This window comes from Ornithinibacillus xuwenensis, from assembly GCF_039614845.1.
Lineage (GTDB): Bacteria > Bacillota > Bacilli > Bacillales > Amphibacillaceae > Ornithinibacillus > Ornithinibacillus xuwenensis.
Genome location: NZ_JBDIML010000003.1, coordinates 550,932 through 570,446, shown reverse-complemented (window position 1 = coordinate 570,446; position 19,515 = coordinate 550,932). Strand labels below are relative to the sequence as shown.

Below are 19,515 nucleotides of genomic sequence, written 5' to 3'. Positions count from 1 at the left end.
TCAGCCAATATTTCTTCATAACCTAACATACCTTCTGATTTTCTAGGAAAACTAGTTATTGGAGGTGAATGAGAATGGCAAAAAGAAAAATTGGTGTTGGAATGGGCTCTTCCGATGTGGAAGGCCAAGGTACAACAAATCGAGAAACTGGAAAAGTGAAAGTAGATTCGTCAAGAAAGAAAAAGAAACGGAATTAGTGTTTAATGGTAGAAGACTGCAGTCTCATAATAGAGGCTGCAGTCTTCTTTATGACTATCTTTATGATAGGCTGGATTTTTCAGAACGGTTCTGATTTTGGACCCTTCTTAAGTGAAATCTCTTAATGAACTGAATTAGCGGTCTAATTAAAAACAATGCACTGCCAATGATAAACATCCAGATAGCGTATATTTCAAGTGATTTCCAGAGAAAAAATATACTACCGATAAGAAAGCATAATGCTATAAAAACATCGTTTAGGTTATAAAAAAATTCATAGCGTTCATTAATAATAATTTCATGCTTTCCAATTTGTACATCAATGTAATTAGACTTATTATCGACTTTGAAATTCTTCACGATTTCACCTCATAAAACGTATTCCCGATGTGAAATTCTTACAAACATTCTTGCAGGGGTGAATGAAAAACAACCTGATAAGAACTTAATTCAATTCTTTTCTACTTTTTATCCGACCTATTCCGAGTTCTCTTGCTTCCTCACGTAGTCCTTTTACCAGACTGAATGCCATTAAAGCCATGATGACCGAAAATGGTAGAGCTGCAATAATCATCATATTTTGTAATGCTTGAAGCCCTCCAGTATATAAAAGTGCTATTGCTATAGCAGAGAGTAAGAATCCCCATGTGAATTTAATTTTATTCCCGGGATTGTGTGAACCATTCGTTGTCATCATTCCTAATACATACGTTCCGGAATCGGCAGATGTAATGAAAAACGACCCAATAAGTATAATCGCCGTAATAGATGTTACGAGTGGCAATGGATAATTTGAAAAGACACCAAACAAGGATTCTTCTGCGGATAGGCTTGATATTTCTGCAATATCATTATGTTCCAATAAAATTGCTGATCCACCGAAGGCTGAAAACCATAAAAAGATAACGACTGAAGGTACTAGTAATACCATAAACACAAATTCTCGAATACTTCTTCCTTTTGATACTCGGGCAATAAAGATACCAACAAATGGTGACCAAGCTATCCACCAAGCCCAATAAAAAATGGTCCATCCATTTATCCATCCACGGATGTCGTCGTTTAATGGAGAAATTCGAAAGCTCATACGTGGCAGTTGTTCAATATAGGAGCCGATGGTATCCGTAAATAATTGGAGAATAAATAGTGTCGGTCCGAAAAAAAACATTAATAGAAATAAAGCGGCAGCTAGCAGCATGTTTGCGTTACTTAATATCTTTATTCCTTTACCTAATCCAGACCATGCGGATATTAGAAATAAAACCGTAACAATAGCAATAATGATAAACTGAATCCAAATGTTAGTCGGAATGTCAAATAGATATGCCAAACCACCATTGATTTGAACTGCTCCAAATCCGAGTGATGTTGCAACTCCAAGTACAGTTGCCAGTACAGAGAAGACGTCAATAGCCTTTCCAGTTACACCGTTTACCTTATCTCCGAGGATAGGCTGTAATGTTGCACTTATTAGCCCTAATTTCTTATGTCTAAAATGAAAGTAAGCAATTGCTAGTGCAACGATGGCATAAATACTCCATGCGTGTATACCCCAATGGAAAAACGTAAACCGAAGTGAATCCTTAATGGCCTGGTCGGTACCAACTTCACCAGTAGGAGAACTTAGTGCATAATGGCTAACTGGTTCTGATGTTCCATAAAATACAAGCCCAATTCCCATTCCGGCACTAAATAACATAGCAATCCAGGTAGGTGTAGAAAACTCAGGTTTCTCATCTTGCTTACCTAGCTTAATTCGACCAACAGGTGAAATAATTAAATATAGGCAAATCACCGTAATAATCGAAACAATGATTAGATAATACCATCCAAAAGCATTCGAGAAGAAGGTTTGAATATTAGCGGTAACCTTCTCTAATGGATCAGGTATAATTATTCCGGCAATAACGAGTAAAGAAAGTATAAATACCGAAATGTAAAAAACAATATAACGTTGTTTCATCAATTTCCCTCCTGTAGCTATCAAGGATATCTACTAGTATTTACTTTTTACCTATTTTTAATGTAAAACGAAACCTAATTAAGGTTATGGAGTGTATATTACATAATCAAAATACATGAATAAATCAATGAAAATCTCTAAAAAAGTTATGGAATTGTTGTCCACATAAAGATAAGTTACAATGAAGTACTGAGGAATGTTGCTAAATATTAAATAGTTATTAATAGAATCAATATAAAAAGGAAGTGTAAATGATGAATTATGAAGCTGTTTTAGAGGAGCTAGAGACTCTCGGCAAAGAACGAACGAAAAAGATGTACCTATCTAATGGTGCCCGTGAACCACTATATGGTGTAGCTACAGGTGTTATGAAGCCAATTGCCAAAAAGATTAAAATTGATCAAGCTCTAGCTGAAGAACTATATGCTACTGGGAACTATGATGCAATGTACTTTGCAGGAATCATTGCAGATCCGAAAGCGATGACAGAAGCGGATTTTGAAAGGTGGATGGAAGGGGCATATTTCTATATGCTTTCCGATTATGTCGTGGCAGTAACCTTATCAGAGTCAGATTTAGCTCAAGACATTGCGGATAAGTGGATTGCGAGTGGTGACGAACTAAGAATGTCAGCGGGCTGGAGCTGCTATTGCTGGCTACTCGGGAATCGCAAGGACCATGAATTTTCCGAAAGCAAGATTTCCAACATGCTTAAAATGGTAAAAACAACGATTCATGACTCTCCAGAGCGAACGAAATCTGCCATGAATAACTTCCTTTACACTGTTGGGGTTTCTTATTTACCACTACACGAAATGGCAGTAGAGACCGCAAAGGAAGTTGGCATCGTTGAAGTCAAACGTGAAAATAAGAAAAACAGCTATCTAAACGCATCCGAAAATATTCAAAAGGACATTGATAAAGGGAGAATTGGTTTTAAACGAAAATATGTCAGATGTTAATCATTTCTCAAAACGATGCTAATCAGGATGAATTTTTTCGAAGGATATACTCTAAAAGGGGAAGGTTCTCAAGCCTACTATAGTTTAGGAAGCAAAAGAACCGTACCAAAATTTCCATATTAAAAAAGTATAGGCTACTTTTCTTCAATTTAAATGGTTTCAGGTAAAAGATTATACCCTGTTATTTGCGATAATATGAAACAAGTTCAGGGTAGTCCTTTATCGCTTGTTTGCCGTTATCACTAAGTACATACACACCTCTTCTAATCCGAACAAACCATCCGTAATAGTTTTTACTTAAGATAGATTGGGTTTTCTTACCGGTTCCCATTTGGACTAATGCCTTCGGTGAGAGCTCACCATGCTCCTCTAAATAACATGCAATTTGGATACAAGTTTCTCGGTAAGCAGTCATAATTTGTTTTCTGCTAGAGCCACCAATATTGTAATCGGCACTTCGTCCATTAATTTCTTTAATGATAGCTTGTCTGAGATATTTGGCTTTTCCCATACTGATTGGACGATGAAAAGGTGTTGGTTCCATTACAACCTCTACTCTTTTTCGCTCTCCAGTTAAGGAAACTAGAATCAAACCTAATTCTAATCTTCGTAATAAGTGACAGGTATCTCGCCATTTTTTAGAGCGCGGGTTATGCTTTTTGGGTTTTGGAATTGCAATATACACATGCTCAGATAACCGTTGTCTCTTGGATGCTTGGATGAGCAGGTCCACGCTTAAATTTAACTTCAATTCCACTATAATTAATAGGTCATCTTTTATCACTGCAACATCACAGTCTTTTACTTCCCCATAGACGTCATAACCCTTACGTTTAAAATATTTATTAATCGGTTCGTATAAATCTACTTCTTTCCATTTCGTGTTTTCCAATGCTAGCACCTCTAAAAATCATTCTATCATATTAATCTATTATTGATGATAGACCCAAAAAATTGTGTGTTATTTCGAATATAGTAAAGGTGAGCCTCTATAGAAGACCTATTCATGTACATGTTTAATAGGTTGAACGACAAAATAACCATAATAAGTGAGGGATTATCATGACAGCAGAGAATGAACTAATACATAAATCCTATTATCTAACTATGATAGATGAGCATGCAAAAGAGCATCCGATTCAGCAATTGGGTGTCATCTACGAGGAGGAGATGAAGAGGCAAAAGCCAAATTTATCTTCTATTCGATTTGCGCAAGGGGAAGTGTATTTTTTAAATAAGGATTATGAAGCAGCGATATTCAAATGGCGAAATCCACTAGATGAACAATTACTTCCTTGGGCACAAAAAAATATTGCAGATGCCCATTTGGAAATGGGGCTACTAGAGGATGCTGAAAAGTTCTATAAGGAAGTGAAGACGGAGTCTATTGCGTTAAGGGTGGAAGTTTTCCTGCAATTATTTTCACTGTACATCCAACAAGGAGAACAGGTTAATGCTGTGGATGCGATTAAACATGCTGTACAAATAGATCCAGATTATGCTGATGTCACGGAGATAGCGCAGGCTTTCTTTGAGAATATAGAAGATTGGGATAGCGCGGTTGAACTAGCAATAAAGGAAGCAATCCGTACAAAGTCACTTACCTGGTTTGAAGTACTAGATGGATACGCGGAGCAAGGGTATACCATCCAACAATCACCTAACTATTTTAGAGATGTATTATTGGCATTATTAGAGGTTGATAAATATCGATTTGAAAGTCTTTGTGAACGTATGTGGATTCGTTATAAACAGAGTGATTTTTATATTCAGTGGCTAGAGGAGATTAATCAGATTCTCTTGCACTATCAGGTTGAAGAATCGTATAGTTGGAAAAAGCTTCCGAGCTTATTTCATCGTTCTTACATTGAATTAATAAGTGGTCAATACTTGATAAGGGATATTTCCAAGCTTTTACAAGAACATTTAGCCAATTGGTTAAACCTATCATCTGTTTCGGATACGCTAATTTCTTCTACAGCCATACTTGCCTGGGATGAGATTTTTCACGATCTTGATGAAGAGTTGATTCACCATGCAGCATATCACTTTGAACATTCTAATGCCCCTCAAAACAGCAGACAAGAAGGTATTATGCTTTTTGAATCGATTGAGACATGGGCAGAGAAGGAAGGATTATTAACAGAGTTAACGGAATTTATTAAGCCAATGACGATGGATTATAATCTAGAAGGGGCAAGTTCTTCGAAAATCCGTAGTATCATTAAAGCCTCTATTGAATTCTTAATTGAAAAACGGATAGAAGTAGAACAAGGGATTGCCGAAAGAATTAATTGGAAGGAAAAAGTCATCGGAAATCTAAAGGCTCTACAGCTTGAGCTGGAGGAAATGGAGAAGGAAGAAGTAAACGTCATATTAGACTCATTCAGGCAAGTAAGTCATCTTTTTATGGACAATTTGATGAATAAGCTACCTGAGCTGCTTCAAAATTGTTCTGAAATCATACATGAGGACAGCGATTTTGGAAAAATCCATGTTGAAATAAATGATGAAATGAATAGGCGGATTGCTACGTATATGGAAAACACTGCCCTATCTGACTTTAATCATGCTATTCAGGGATGGCTTGTGGAATGTAAGCAGGAGTTTAAAGAAAGCCAAAATAAACTGGACGCTCTAAGTGAAGATTTTAATGTGCAATTTGGTGAAGAAAAACTTGTATTTGAAGGTGACTTCAAGCTATTGGATGATTGGAAGCGAGATTTGGATCGAATAGCAAGAGGAATGAGACATCGTGAAAAAATAAATATCATGCTTCGCAATAATCCTTCTCAGCTATTGCTAAAGGGTGCAGGCAAACTGTTAGGTTCCATAGCAAAAAATAAAGAAAAACTTCACATCAAATATAAGAACTATATTGAAAATGAAAACTATAGCGATACGATAAAGGAGTTAATAACCCCCTTCCTTCATCAGTTGGAATCTTTTCAGAGATCACTAGAGTGGGATGTGAATAACTTTTATGCAAATTCGCTTGGAGAGCTAACAGTTGTTAGTGACGAATTGCAGGGAGATATTGAAAAGCTTAAGAACTCACTAGATACAATGTATGAAAGTCCTGAAATCTATCGTGATCCGCTCACTTTGTTCGAATTAAGACTACGGCAATTTGAGTTAATGAATACGATTGGTTAATTATAGTAGTAAGAAAAAGCTATAATCTTTGTTTATCAAAACGAATTCCTAAAATTAGGCACTAGCCCTTCACAATTAGCTTTTTATACATAGGGTATTAGTGTAGCAATTGAAAGGAGGAATTTTGATGAATGGCGGATTTGCATTAATTGTTGTGTTGTTCATTCTTCTTATTATTGTAGGTACTTCCTATGTAGGTGGCTACGGCGTATAGTTATGTAAATTAAAATAATAATAGGGTTTTGGGAGTAGATTTCTCCCAAACACCCTTTTCTATTTCGTATGGCGGTATAGCCAAGTGGTTTAAGGCAGAGGTCTGCAAAACCTTTAACATCGGTTCGAATCCGGTTACCGCCTTTCGATAAGTTTGTCAAAGCCTTCTCATTGTTTTAAATAAACATTGATGAGGCTTTTATTTTCGTTAGAATTACATGTTTAAATAAAACCATGACAGGTTATACGTATAGTAGAATGATAGATTCTACAAAGGAGTGGATACCTGTTTATGGACATGAATAAGGTCATGGCAAAGCTGGAAAACATTTATCTTGAAAAACCTCACCGTGTTTTTAGTATGTACTTAAATACGGATCCGTCTGATCCGGATCAACAGGGTGGTGAATGGAGAATCCATCTTAAAAACGGACTGAATAGTTTTGAAAATTATTTGGAGGCTGAAGGAGATTCGGAGGAGCTACGGAACTATAGAAGCATTAAATCTAAAGTGCAACAGTATGTTAAAGAATGCGAGTTAAATCTCGCCAAAAGCATTGTTATATTTGCCACTCCAGACGAAAAGATTTGGTTTGCCGAACGATTCCAGATGCCAGTAGAAACGGTATTCTATTGGGAAGAAACAGCAAAGATAGATCAATTGAAAGAGATGTATCAGCAATTCCCTAAAACTGGAATAGTTCTGACGCAAAAGGAAGCAATTAAAGTAATTGATTCAGAGCTAGGAAGATTAAAAGATACCAAGATGTATCTTTTAGATCTTGAGACAGAGGATTGGAAGGAACAGACAAGTCAGGAGAATGAACAGGAACCTACTGAATTAGGTGGAAGCCATATGAAGCCGGATGACTTTCAACAACGGTTTGAAGCCAATCGCTATCGATTATATAAAACCTTTGCATCGAAGCTAGATAAGCTAGCGAAGGACAAGAAATGGGATTGCATTTACCTGGTTGGTGACAAAGTGGAAGCGCAAGACTTAATGAACAATATGAACAAACCCGTTACAGATATAGTAAATAAAAATATGCTGGACCATGAAGAAAAGAAAGTCATGGAAGCTGTTATGGCTTAAGGAAGCAAGTTAATAGTAGCTATTGATTTTATCCTCATAAATGTTGTGAAAACGTTTATGGGGATTTTTTATGCTTCCACTTATTCAAATAATGTAGAATTTTGTCGATATAAAAAATATTAAAGTAGAGGGGAAGTGCAACATGAAGAAAACGCAAAGTATTTCGATGAAATTAATTGCATTAATTACCGTAATTACGGCATTCACAGCTATTGTAATCGGTGTCTTTAGCTATCAAATAGCTAAAAAGGAACTATTAGAATCTGGTCAAAGTGAGTTACAGAAAATAGCAGATGGTGCTTATACGGTTCTTGAATTAATGGAGGAAGAGGTTCAGTCTGGAGATTTAACAGAGGAAGAAGCAAAAGATAAAGCAAGAGAAATACTAAATGGACCTGTTGATGAAAATAATGAATATGATTATACACAAACTAATTTTGTTTATAAAGACAGGGGCTATATTCTTGCATATGACCAAGATTTAGTATTACAAATTCATCCATCCAAAATTGGTGGTGAGCCAGCTGATGAACAAAACAGAAATAACCGTCAACGCTTAGTTGATGCGGGAATGGAAGACGAAGCTTCAGCTAGGTTTGCTGAATATAGTGATGAACAGCAAGATGGTAGTTTCCGGGATAAAACAGCTTATATGCGATATTTTGAGCCATGGGATTGGACAATTGGTATTACCGTTTTCCAAGATGAATTCTATGAAGATTTAAAAGTATTGAAAGCGGTTATTACGGGCATCACTGCACTGATTATTGTCTTAAGCTCAACCGTTTTTTATTTACTTACAAGGAAAAAACTATCGCTATTAAAGGATGTTGCGAATCAAGCAACTGAGATATCAAATGGAAGAATTGCAGAATCACATTTACCAGAGTCAAAGGATGAAATTGGTGTGCTTGCCCAATCCTTTAATAAAATGTCTAAAGAGTTACGTAATCTCGTAACAAATGTTCAGAGATCAAGTGAGCATTTATTAGATTCAGCAACTGATTTATCAGCGATTTCCGAGCAAACATCAGCAAGCAGTGAAGAAGTCGGTAATGCGATGAATGAAATATCAAAAGGTACACAAGATCAGGTAAATAGTTTAGAGGATATCCATTATCGCGTAGAAAAATTAACACAAGCTATTAATCAGATGAAAGCACAAACCGATAAAGTGGATCAAATCACACAAGAAACAGAAACCTTGTCCAATGAAGGAATTGAAATCGTCACAAAACTTCAAGACTCAAACCAACAGTCTGTAAAAAGGGCGAATAAAATTTCAGAGGACATCCAAAACCTTCATCAAAAAGTACAGGACATTACAGCAGTCATGGATACGATTGAGCACGTGGCAGAAGAAACCAATCTATTAGCTTTAAATGCAAGTATCGAAGCAGCAAGAGCAGGGGAATTTGGAAAAGGTTTTGCTGTTGTAGCAGACGAAATCCGTAAACTGGCAGAGCAATCGAAGGAAGCTACCCATCAAGTGCAACATGTTGTTTCAATGATAGTAGATGAAACAGAGAACACAGTACAAGCTGTTCAGGATAATCAGAAAATATCTGAAGGTCTAAATCATGATGTCGAACAAACAGAAATAAAATTCCAAGACATGCAGAAAGCTGTAAAAGACATCGTTACAGCCATGATCGAAGTTAATAATGGAATTAAAGGAATTACATCAGAATCTGAAATGATCAGCGAAAATGTAGAAAGTATTTCAAGTGTCTCCGAGGAAACGGCTGCATCTATTGAAGAAATTACATCTTCACTAGATGAACAAATCAATGCAATCGGTAATGTTGCAAACGCAGCAGAAACATTAACCAGCTTAAATCATGAACTGAGTGATTCCTTAAAGAAATATAGTATAGAATAATAGAACTTAAGGGAATCTCCTTATTTCTTCAAGTGAAGAAATAAGGAGATTTTTAATTATCACGAAGAGGCTTGTTTGGAAATGATCGATAGGAAGGGACAAATTAAATTATGATTAGACTTTGATGTATTACTTTTGATAAAAGATAATTATAGATAGGAAATATGAAAACGCCAACTAACTATTTTAGAGGTGGTAAAGTAAGGTTGCTCGGTGATTTCATTAGAATTTTGGTACTAGCGATTAAGTTGGGTGGAGAATGAGAATGGTGGGGATTGCCTTAACATTCAAGAACAAATAACACCAGAGCCAATAGACTATAAATATGGACCAGACCTTTCTCCATATCAACAAACTGTAATTGGCTCACAGTATTCATTTGAAAACAACGTAATTCAAAACGTAAGTGGATACTGATTTAAAGATGAAGAGTGTTCCATATTAAGTTGTGTCGTTTTTGATCTTAGTGAGACTTTTGTTTCAATTACTACTGGACCAATTATTGAAGTGAGAATAAAAGAATAGAAACCTGATAATCTAGGTGAATTTATTTTCTCTTTGTAATAAGAAAAGTCTATTGATAAGAAAACATTGCTTATCAATCTTATTGTTATTTAGAAATCCGTAGCAAACGAATTTGAGTTTGGAAGGTTTTTCATTTTTAGAACCTTTTCCCCATTAACTTTGTACCTCTTTTCTTCACTAAATCCTTACAATCTAGCAATAGTAGCTTAATAGTTTACCAGTAGAATACAAGCTGTAAATAAATTTTAGAGGAGGAGTTAAGTTGTTGAACAAGAAAATTGGTAAAAAGCTAATTCCAATTGCTGCAGTATCAGCAATCATCTTAGGAACAGTCTTAAGTGGATTTCCTCAGTCTAACCTAGAAGTAGAAGCAAGATCTGATCAACAGAATCAAGGCAGAATTAAGAATGTTATTTTTCTAATTGGAGATGGAATGGGACCGACTTATAATACAGCTTATCGCTACTACAAAGATGATAAGTCCACTCCATACATGGAAAAAACAGCTTTTGATAAATACTTAGTAGGAATGCAAGAAACCTATCCATGGGATGATCAGGAAAATATTACGGACTCAGCAGCAGCAGCAACAGCTATGTCATCTGGAATTAAAACCTATAACAATGCTATTGCGGTTGACGTGAACAAGCAGGAAGTAGAAACAGTACTAGAGAAGGCAAAGGAAAAAGGAAAATCAACTGGATTGGTATCTACTTCACAAGTAACACATGCAACACCAGCTTCATTTGGTGCACATGATGAATCCCGTCACAATTATAATGATATTGCGGATGATTACTTCGATGAATTAATCAATGGTGAGCATAAAATTGATGTTATTCTTGGTGGAGGGACATCCTACTTTGAACGGTCTGACCGAAATTTAGCCGAAGAGTTCCAGGAGGATGGATTTAGCTATGTGACAACAAAAGAACAACTCCTAAACGATGATAATGAGCAGGTAGTAGGATTATTTGCGCCAGTTGGTCTGAATTATGCAATTGATCGACCAGAAGAACAGCCTTCACTAGCAGAAATGACAGAATCTGCCTTAGATCGTTTAAGTAAGGATAACGATGGATTCTTTTTAATGGTAGAGGGTAGCGAAATCGATTGGGCTGGACATGATAATGATATTGTTGGAGCAATGAGTGAAATGGAAGATTTTGAAGAAGCATTTGAAGCAGCAATCGAATTTGCGAAAAACGACAAGCAAACTTTAGTCATTACGACAGCTGACCACTCAACTGGCGGATTTGCAATGGGAATTGCTGGTGAGTATCGATGGGATCCAACTTCTCTTCTAGCTGCTGAACGCACACCGGATTTTATGGCATCTGAAATTGCTAACGGTGGTGAGGTAGAAGAAGTTCTTTCAGAATATATTAATCTAGAATTAACACAGGAAGAAATTCAATCTGTTCAGGAAGCTACAGCTACAAATGATGTTGGTCAAATTGATAATGCGATTGAACGTATTTTTGATGTGAGATCTGGTACAGGTTGGACGACTGGTGGACATGATGGTGTCGATGTAAATGTTTATGCCTATGGTCCACAGGCAAATGAGTTCTTTGGTCTTCACGATAACCATGAGGTTGGTCAAAAGGTCATCGATATTCTAATGAACAAAAGAACCAGATAAAAAATCACCGATATCCTGCTGCCACTCAGCGGGATATCCTTTTATCTAATCGTGTAGGAGGACTTAATAGTGAAAAGAATGAGTATATATCTCCTAGCGGCGCTACTACTTGTTGGCTGCTCAGATGATCAGGATACTTCAAATACAGATTTAGTTGAGAAAGAAGTAAAGTCTACCGTTAAGCAAACATCCTATAATCCAGAAAAATATCGGGATAATCCCCAGGCTCCTGCGACTGATTCATTGACGGAAGTCGGACAGGTTTTTCGTGATGAGGATGGGAAGGTTGAGCTCATGGCTATAACGGACGACAAAGTATCAACTACTATTGGACCGATTAATTTCCAGCTATCAGATGTAAAAGTGTTGGATTTTACACCTGCTTACCACCTAATCGATTACTTTCACGGATTAACCCATCAGGAAACGAATTTTCTTTATGTGAAATTACAGGTAACCATCACAAATAACGCTGACCAAATAGTAGACTTTGCACCAGTGTCTGTCATAGAAACCAACCAGGGCGAACAAAAGAGCTTTGAGGATGATTTTTACCTTCAAAGTCTGAATGGTCCTATCCTAGCTGGAGATAGTAAAACTGGAGAATTGGCATTTATTCTCGAAGAGACCGATATCAGCGAATTAACGAAGCTTAGCATTACTACTAGTAATGTGTTTACTGAGGATAAAGAGGAATTAGCAGAAGGGAAAAAGATAGCTATTGAGTTTTAAAGTGAAAAGAAATTCGTATGTCCTAGTTCTTTTTTTAGATGCTTATTACGATGTAGAAAATTCCTTATTTACAGAATAACGAAAGAGTGCCATAATAAGGTGAAATTTAAAGGGAGGTAAGTAACTGTATGATGCCGACAAATTGCTAATTATTAATTGATTAAAATTAATATGGATTTTTAATGTTTTTATTTCGAATTGACCTTATTTATTAGGTTTATTTGTTATGCCATTAGGAATCAGGCAATTTTTGAAGGTTACTTACTACTGATACGGGATTATAATTTCATCATCAAGAACGGCTGTTCTTGAATACAGGTATGCACGAAGCGGCATTTTATGCTGTTTTTGTGTGCCAAAATTATATTCACATAGACTGTAAGAAGATAAATCTTCTTATGGTCTTTTTTTGTTGTACATCTAAATAGTGAAAGTCAACCTGGCCTGTCCAATAATGGTATAACGAACATTATGGATGAAGGAAGGAATTTTTATGTTAGAGCTAAAATTAACTGGTATTAAAAAATATATGGAAGCAACGCTCGTGGTGGAAGACATCACCTTTGAAGCTTATGGTGGTGAGCGGGTTGGAATTGTTGGTGTGAATGGTAGTGGAAAAAGTACCATTTTAAAGGTGATTGCAGGCTTAGAACCGATGAATTATTACCCAGGCTATCCACAAACGTCAAGCTATGGATATGATGAGGGATTACTTCATATGATACCTCGTGATGCGACAATAGCTTATTTGGAACAAATGCCTGAGTACCCACAAGGCTTAAAAGTAAGGGATATTCTCAACATTGCGTTTAGTGAAATTGATCAGATTGAAAAACAAATGCACGAATTAGAGGAACAAATGAAAAGTGTGGAAGGAAGTGCTTTAGAAAGAGCATTAAATAAGTACAGTGATTTAGTCCAATTATTTGAAGTAAAAGGTGGCTATGACCGTGAGGGGAAGTTAAGTAAAGTGTGTACAGGGCTGAAATTTGCTGAAAGCTTTCTACTTCGTGACTTTGATTCCTTAAGTGGTGGGGAAAAAACGACCGTTATTCTTGGAAAGCTACTCATTCACAGTCCAGAGATATTGCTGCTTGACGAACCGACGAATCATTTGGATATGGAATCTATTGAATGGTTAGAAAGCTACCTGAAAAGCTATAAAGGAATCGTTCTCATTGTTTCACATGACCGTTATTTTCTTGATCATGTTGCGACAAAAATTGTTGAAGTAGAGGATGGGAAGTCTGTTAGCTACAAGGGAAATTATTCTTCGTTTGTTAGCCAAAAGGAAGAAAATATACGCATCCAATTGGAGCAATATCGACAACAACAGAAGAAGATGAATACAATGGAGCAAACAGTCAAGGATTTAAGGGATTGGGCTATGAGAGCGGATAATAATAAATTCTTTAGAAGAGCTGCGAGTATTCAAAAGAAACTAGAAAAAATGGAGCAAATCGAAAGACCGAATACGCAACGAAAAAATATGCGTCTAGACTTTAAACGGTTTGAACGGTCTGGAGATGAAACGATTAAAGCCAAGTCCCTTACGAAAAGCTACAATGAGAAAGCAATCTTTAAAAATGCAGATGTCATGATTCGTTACGGGGAACGAGTCGGTCTTATCGGTCCTAACGGAAGTGGAAAAACTACCTTTGTTAGAATGCTGTTGGGGGAAGAACAGCCTGATTCAGGAAGTATTGAATTTGGTGCGAGTGTAAAAGCAGCTTACTTGCCGCAAAAAATTACGTTTCCTAATGAAGAGTTAATGTTAATTGAAGCTTTTCGTGAGGGTATTTCAATTCTAGAAGGAAAGGCTCGAGAATATCTTGCTAAATTTATGTTTTACAAGTCAAACGTCTATAAAAAGGTAAAGCATTTATCAGGTGGGGAGAGAATTCGCCTCAAGCTTGCGATCCTGTTGTTTCAAGAGATAAATCTATTAATCCTAGATGAGCCAACAAATCATTTAGATATTGATTCGATTGAAACGCTGGAAGAGGCACTTGAAGATTTTCAAGGCACCATATTTTTTATCTCACATGATCGTTATTTTATTAATAAAATGAGTGATCGAGTGATTGCAGTAGAGGACAATACTATAAAAAGCTATCTTGGAAATTACGATGATTACCGAAATGAGAAAGAGAAGTTAAGACTGGAAAAGGAGAAAAAGGAGACAGCTCAAGACTTGAACAAACTTGACCGAAAAATAAGTGACACACCAATTGAAAAGAAAGATTTAGACCTTGATAAACTACTAATTAAAATTGAAAGAATCGAAAAGGAACTACAAGATTTAGCGTTAGCCATGGAAGGCGATGAGCTCGAATATGAGGAACTTCAAGACTTATATCAAACCAAGGTTCAACTAAATAAAGAACTGGAATCGGCAACAGATTTATGGCTAAGCTCTATTTCAAATTAAAAGCGGATTAGAGAATAGAGTGGATATCACGAAATGTATAAAAGACAGGAAACTTGTCCTGTCTTTTTGCTTTCGGTTTTTTATACCCGGGGTAGAAACAATTGTTAAAAAGGCTGTTTTCACCTTGGTTTAAACCAATTGCAAGATATCGTAGAAAATGACGAAACCTTGATTAGTACATAAAAAAACTTCGATATGGGATCAAATTATCACTTTCTAATAGAACCACTGATGAAAAGCTTATCTACTGTTGTATCTAATACAGCGGCTATGTCAAACGCTAATTGTAGAGTAGGATCGTATTTATCATTTTCAATTGCATTTATTGTTTGCCTGGATACCTTACAGTGTTTCGCCAGTTCATCCTGCGATAATTTAGCTACTTTTCTTAATTCTTTTATGTGATTTTTCATTTAATCACCGAATTTTTTTCTGTAAATTAGTAACGTTACAAGGTATATAATTAAAATCAGCGTCAGAAACATTATTGGTGAAATTGCATACCCATTATTTGTAGTATTCTCTTGAAAAGCTAGATAAATGGATTGTGCCACTTCTAAAATCAGCACACCTATAACGACGACAAATGAATATGATTGTGCTTTTGCTTTGATATATTCCCTTCTTTCATCACCTTTTCGAGAACTTGCCACAACAAGAATCAAAATTCCACAAACTAACAATATGACGGAATACACAATTTTTACCCAATCCATTTTTGGTTTCCTCCTTAATAAAATGTAAAAAGTATTTGACATTAATTATTGTAACATTAGCTTCGGAAATGTCAAATACTTTTTACATTTATTGAATTGATAACCTAAAAACAATAACCTTTTAAAAAAAGGCAACCAAAAAATAATAAAAATACTTGACGTTCTACTATGGGTCACTGTAATATATAAATCGTAATCATTACGATTCGTAATGATTACGATTTAGAGAGGAGTGATTTGACGTTATGAAAATACATACTTGGAAATGGCTAGGGGCACTAGGGGTTATATTTCTTCTGGTGGGTTGTCAAGACGCGGCGTCATCTGAGAATGGTTCATCAGAATCTGTAGAAGAATCATCTTCCGATTCAGGTGAAGAAGCAGTTGAAATAAGTGTGACAGTAGCTGGGGTAGCTGAACACTATCATACTGGAGATCTTGTTGAATTAAGCGCGAATACGAATGAAGAAGTTGCTCAACCTCATTGGCATTGGTTTACTTTGGGCCTTAACGCCCAAGAGTGGGAGATAGTAGATGGCCAAACTAGCGAGCGTTATGAAGGAGAAGCTACTACCGATGGTATCCAAATTAAGGCCGTGCTGTATGGGGATGACCATGAAGTTATCGCAGAATCAGAGCCGGTAACCATCACCATTGATGATCATCACGGACATGACCATGGGCATGAACATGATGACGATATGCAAAAAATTTATGAAGGATACTTTGAAGATAGTCAAATAGAGGATCGTTCATTATCGGATTGGGCGGGCGATTGGCAATCTGTCTATCCATATTTACTAGATGGTACATTGGATGAAGTGTTTGCTCATAAAGAAAAAGAAGATGATAGTAAGACAGCTGAAGAATATAAAGCTTACTATGAGATAGGTTATCAAACAGATGTTGATCGTATTGAAATAGTAGGTAATATGGTGACCTTTCACAAAAATGGAGAAGAATATTCAGGTGAATTTACGTATGATGGATATGAAATCTTAGAGTATGAGAAAGGGAACAGAGGTGTTCGTTACATCTTTAAGCACGAAGAAGGAGTAGAAGGAGTTCCTACTTACATTCAATTCAGTGACCATAGTATATATCCAACAGATGCTCATCATTTCCACCTTTATTGGGGAGATGACCGACAAGCTTTATTGGAACAGCTTGAGAATTGGCCAACATACTATCCATCTGAATTAGATGGTGATGGGATTGTAGCAGAAATGCTTGCACATTAATTTCAATTTCGCGATAGATTAATTCCTAACACAGGGAGGTTTCGAACTCCTTGTGTTAGGTTTTATTCAATAAAGGAGGTTCATATGCCACATAAAATTCCTGTTACCATCCTAACCGGTTTTTTAGGAGCTGGAAAAACAACGTTACTAAATCGACTGCTCGGAGATAAACGAAACCAACATGCTGGTGTTATTATTAATGAATTTGGTGAAATAGGTATCGATTCTGAGCTTGTAATTAAGACAAAAGAAGAGATTATTGAGATTAACAAAGGGTGTATTTGTTGTAATGTTCGAGCAGATTTGATTCATGTACTAAAGGACTTAATTATTAAAATGAATAGACGGGAAATACAGCTTAGTCGAATTATTATTGAGACTACAGGTCTAGCAAGTCCTGCTCCAGTTATTCAAACCTTTTTAATGGACGAGGTTATGTCATATTGGTTTGAAATTGACAGTATTTGCACGGTAATAGATGCCAAGCATTTACCACTTCATTTAGAAGAAAAAGTAGCACAGGAACAGATTGCCTTTGCAGATTTAATTCTGATGAATAAGACGGATTTAGTATCTATTCGGGAATTGGAGGAGTTAAAGCAGCGAATTAAACAAATGAATGCTACTGCTGAAATGATTTGCACGACCAACAGTGAAGTTCCGATTAATAAACTTTTAGATGTAAGATCATTTGAATTAAGTGAAAAGCTTAAAATCCATCCAAACTTATTAATTGATACGCATCATCATCATCATCATGATGACAATGTAAATTCTATTGTTTTAAAATCAGAACAGCCTTTAATAGTAGAACGGGTAAATAAGTGGTTTTCTTATTTGGTTCAGATAGAAGGAGAGGCTTTGTATCGCTATAAAGGAATATTGAATATAAAGGATTCAGAATATCGCGTGATATTTCAAGGTGTACATATGCTATTTGCTAGTAAGGAGGACAGAAGGTGGAAAGGAGATGAAAATCGAAAGAGTGAACTCGTTTTCATAGGGAGTAATCTTAAAGCAGAGGAGCTTAACAGATCATTTCGGTATTGCATGGATGAATATTTTACCTTTTGAGTTATAAATCGAAATGGTTACGAATTAAAGAGTAGGAAGGAGAATATATATGAAGAAAAAGATTCCGGTTACGGTTCTTAGCGGTTATCTAGGGTCTGGAAAAACAACCCTGCTTAATCATGTTTTACATAATAGAGAGGGCTTAAAAGTTGCTGTTATTGTAAATGACATGAGTGAAATAAATATTGATGTGGGGCTGGTTGAGAATGAAGGAACATTATCCAGAGTGGATGAGCAGCTTGTAGAATTATCTAATGGTTGTATTTGCTGTACATTGCGTGAAGATTTGCTAATAGAGGTAGAGAAACTAACGAAGGATGGCAGGTTTGATTATATTCTCATTGAATCTACGGGGATTAGTGAACCGATTCCGGTAGCACAGACTTTTTCCTATATGGATGATCAATTAGGTATTGATCTAAATCAGCATTGTACATTAGATACAATGGTCACTGTCGTGGATGCGAGTCGCTTCTGGCATGATTTTGGTTCTGGTGAAAGCTTACTGGATAGAAAAGAAGCTGTATCTGAATATGATGAACGAGAAATATCGGATTTACTGATTGATCAGATTGAATTTTGTGATGTACTTATTCTGAATAAGTGTGATTTAGTTGATGAAGCTGATTTGGTTAAGTTAGAAAAAGTATTAAAAAAATTACAGCCAGAAGCTAAGTTCATTAAAACATCCTATGGAGCAGTAAACCCAAAAGAAATTCTACATACGAATTCCTTTAATTTTGATAAAGCAAGCTCTTCTGCGGGTTGGTTGAAAGAGTTAACCAATGGACCAGATCAGCATGTGCCGGAGACTGAAGAATATGGAATTGGTTCGTTTGTCTATGAACGAGTGCTTCCTTTTCACTCTGCTCGCATACTAAGGTTTATAGAGACGATGCCAGATAATATTATAAGAGCTAAGGGAATTATGTGGTGTGCAACGCGTAACGACTTTGCTATTTTACTTTCACAAGCCGGTCTAGCTGCTAATATCGAGCCGGTCACTTATTGGGTGGCAGCTCTTTCGGAGCAAAGAAGAGAAGTGATTTTACGGGAAAATCCGGAGGTGTTGCGATCATGGCACCCAGAGTATGGAGACCGTAAAACTCAGCTTGTTTTTATTGGAATTGATTTAGATAAAGAAGAAATTATAAATGAATTGGAAAAATGTCTGTTAACACCAGAAGAGATGGAAAGGGATTGGAGCACGTTACCAGATCCATTCGAGTGGACGATTCAATCTGTTTAAATAGAAGTAAGGAGGATAAAGCAAACATGGCAAAGAAATCAAAGGTAGCGAAAGCGTTAAAACAGCAAGCAATGGTAGAAAGGTATGCGACTATTAGAAGAGAACTGAAGGAAAAAGGAGACTATGAAGCGCTTCGAAGACTTCCTCGAGATTCTTCCCCAACAAGGCTGCAGAACCGTTGCGCTGTTACAGGGCGACCAAGAGGTTACATGCGGAAGTTTGGCATGTCACGAATTGCTTTTCGAGAATACGCGCATAAAGGTCAGGTGCCTGGGGTGAAGAAATCTAGTTGGTAGAAGATCAAACGTGATCAAAAAAGACAGGGTAAAATTTTCCTGTCTTTTTTGATTGCAGATTTTTCAAGTAGAAGGAAAAACTATTGAACAAATTACAAAAAAGATACAGGAGAAACTAACTCTATTTATGATAAAA

At 36.3% G+C, this 19,515-nt stretch carries 19 protein-coding genes and 1 tRNA gene; 15 read left to right on the top strand and 5 right to left on the bottom strand.

Going from position 1 to position 19,515, the window contains the following annotated elements:
• The first annotated feature begins 74 nt into the window (after nt 1–74).
• On the top strand, nt 75–197 hold the full coding sequence (locus tag ABC228_RS12325) for a YuzL family protein (RefSeq protein WP_345825443.1): 123 nt from the start codon (nt 75–77) through the stop codon (nt 195–197).
• Between the two features lie 61 nt (nt 198–258).
• Here ABC228_RS12325 and ABC228_RS12320 read toward each other — a convergent pair whose 3' ends face one another.
• Complete coding sequence (locus ABC228_RS12320; protein ID WP_345825442.1) at nt 259–558, bottom strand: YrhK family protein; 300 nt, start codon at nt 556–558, stop codon at nt 259–261.
• Between the two features lie 85 nt (nt 559–643).
• Nucleotides 644–2,161: a glycine betaine uptake BCCT transporter gene (locus tag ABC228_RS12315; protein ID WP_345825441.1), complete on the bottom strand. Its 1,518-nt coding sequence runs from the start codon at nt 2,159–2,161 to the stop codon at nt 644–646.
• Between the two features lie 254 nt (nt 2,162–2,415).
• Between ABC228_RS12315 and ABC228_RS12310 the strand changes: the two genes are divergently transcribed.
• Nucleotides 2,416–3,123: a DNA alkylation repair protein gene (locus ABC228_RS12310; RefSeq protein WP_345825526.1), complete on the top strand. Its 708-nt coding sequence runs from the start codon at nt 2,416–2,418 to the stop codon at nt 3,121–3,123.
• 181 nt (nt 3,124–3,304) lie between these two features.
• Here ABC228_RS12310 and ABC228_RS12305 read toward each other — a convergent pair whose 3' ends face one another.
• Nucleotides 3,305–4,024 carry a DUF2161 domain-containing phosphodiesterase gene (locus ABC228_RS12305; RefSeq protein ID WP_345825440.1) on the bottom strand — a complete coding sequence of 240 codons (720 nt, stop codon included), beginning with the start codon at nt 4,022–4,024 and terminating at the stop codon, nt 3,305–3,307.
• Nucleotides 4,025–4,185: 161 nt separating this feature from the next.
• Here ABC228_RS12305 and ABC228_RS12300 point away from each other — a divergent pair, with 161 nt between their 5' ends.
• The 9 genes from ABC228_RS12300 to abc-f all read left to right on the top strand — a co-directional run bounded on the left by ABC228_RS12300 (nt 4,186) and on the right by abc-f (nt 14,803).
• Nucleotides 4,186–6,279, top strand: coding sequence for a tetratricopeptide repeat protein (locus ABC228_RS12300; protein WP_345825439.1), 2,094 nt, complete (start codon nt 4,186–4,188; stop codon nt 6,277–6,279).
• A 127-nt stretch (nt 6,280–6,406) separates the two neighbouring features.
• On the top strand, nt 6,407–6,493 hold the full coding sequence (locus ABC228_RS12295; RefSeq protein WP_345825525.1) for a YjcZ family sporulation protein: 87 nt from the start codon (nt 6,407–6,409) through the stop codon (nt 6,491–6,493).
• Between the two features lie 70 nt (nt 6,494–6,563).
• Nucleotides 6,564–6,636 (top strand) — tRNA-Cys (locus ABC228_RS12290).
• 148 nt (nt 6,637–6,784) lie between these two features.
• Complete coding sequence (locus ABC228_RS12285) at nt 6,785–7,588, top strand: VLRF1 family aeRF1-type release factor (RefSeq protein WP_345825438.1); 804 nt, start codon at nt 6,785–6,787, stop codon at nt 7,586–7,588.
• 142 nt (nt 7,589–7,730) lie between these two features.
• Nucleotides 7,731–9,470, top strand: a complete 1,740-nt coding sequence (locus ABC228_RS12280; RefSeq protein ID WP_345825437.1) for a methyl-accepting chemotaxis protein — start codon at nt 7,731–7,733, stop codon at nt 9,468–9,470.
• 252 nt (nt 9,471–9,722) lie between these two features.
• Nucleotides 9,723–9,887, top strand: coding sequence for a hypothetical protein (locus tag ABC228_RS12275; RefSeq protein ID WP_345825436.1), 165 nt, complete (start codon nt 9,723–9,725; stop codon nt 9,885–9,887).
• Between the two features lie 370 nt (nt 9,888–10,257).
• A complete protein-coding gene (locus ABC228_RS12270; protein ID WP_345825435.1) occupies nt 10,258–11,640 on the top strand; it encodes an alkaline phosphatase in 1,383 nt (460 codons plus the stop codon).
• A 69-nt stretch (nt 11,641–11,709) separates the two neighbouring features.
• Complete coding sequence (locus ABC228_RS12265) at nt 11,710–12,372, top strand: hypothetical protein (protein ID WP_345825434.1); 663 nt, start codon at nt 11,710–11,712, stop codon at nt 12,370–12,372.
• Between the two features lie 493 nt (nt 12,373–12,865).
• The gene (gene abc-f / locus ABC228_RS12260) at nt 12,866–14,803 is read left to right on the top strand and encodes a ribosomal protection-like ABC-F family protein (RefSeq protein WP_345825433.1); all 1,938 of its coding nucleotides are present in this window, start codon (nt 12,866–12,868) and stop codon (nt 14,801–14,803) included.
• 209 nt (nt 14,804–15,012) lie between these two features.
• Here the strand turns inward: abc-f and ABC228_RS12255 are convergent, their stop codons facing one another.
• Both ABC228_RS12255 and ABC228_RS12250 read right to left on the bottom strand, forming a co-directional pair.
• Entirely contained in the window at nt 15,013–15,216 is a 204-nt protein-coding gene (locus tag ABC228_RS12255) for a helix-turn-helix transcriptional regulator (protein WP_345825432.1), read from the bottom strand.
• Nucleotides 15,217–15,519: a DUF2178 domain-containing protein gene (locus ABC228_RS12250; RefSeq protein ID WP_345825431.1), complete on the bottom strand. Its 303-nt coding sequence runs from the start codon at nt 15,517–15,519 to the stop codon at nt 15,217–15,219.
• A 245-nt stretch (nt 15,520–15,764) separates the two neighbouring features.
• Here ABC228_RS12250 and ABC228_RS12245 point away from each other — a divergent pair, with 245 nt between their 5' ends.
• The 4 genes from ABC228_RS12245 to rpsN all read left to right on the top strand — a co-directional run bounded on the left by ABC228_RS12245 (nt 15,765) and on the right by rpsN (nt 19,379).
• A complete protein-coding gene (locus ABC228_RS12245; RefSeq protein ID WP_345825430.1) occupies nt 15,765–16,760 on the top strand; it encodes a metal-binding protein ZinT in 996 nt (331 codons plus the stop codon).
• An 84-nt stretch (nt 16,761–16,844) separates the two neighbouring features.
• A complete protein-coding gene (locus ABC228_RS12240) occupies nt 16,845–17,834 on the top strand; it encodes a CobW family GTP-binding protein (protein WP_345825429.1) in 990 nt (329 codons plus the stop codon).
• 49 nt (nt 17,835–17,883) lie between these two features.
• Nucleotides 17,884–19,083 carry a GTP-binding protein gene (locus ABC228_RS12235; protein ID WP_345825428.1) on the top strand — a complete coding sequence of 400 codons (1,200 nt, stop codon included), beginning with the start codon at nt 17,884–17,886 and terminating at the stop codon, nt 19,081–19,083.
• A 26-nt stretch (nt 19,084–19,109) separates the two neighbouring features.
• Nucleotides 19,110–19,379 (top strand): 30S ribosomal protein S14, encoded by a 270-nt coding sequence (gene rpsN / locus ABC228_RS12230; protein ID WP_345825427.1) that lies wholly within the window; start codon nt 19,110–19,112, stop codon nt 19,377–19,379.
• Nucleotides 19,380–19,515 lie beyond the last annotated feature (136 nt).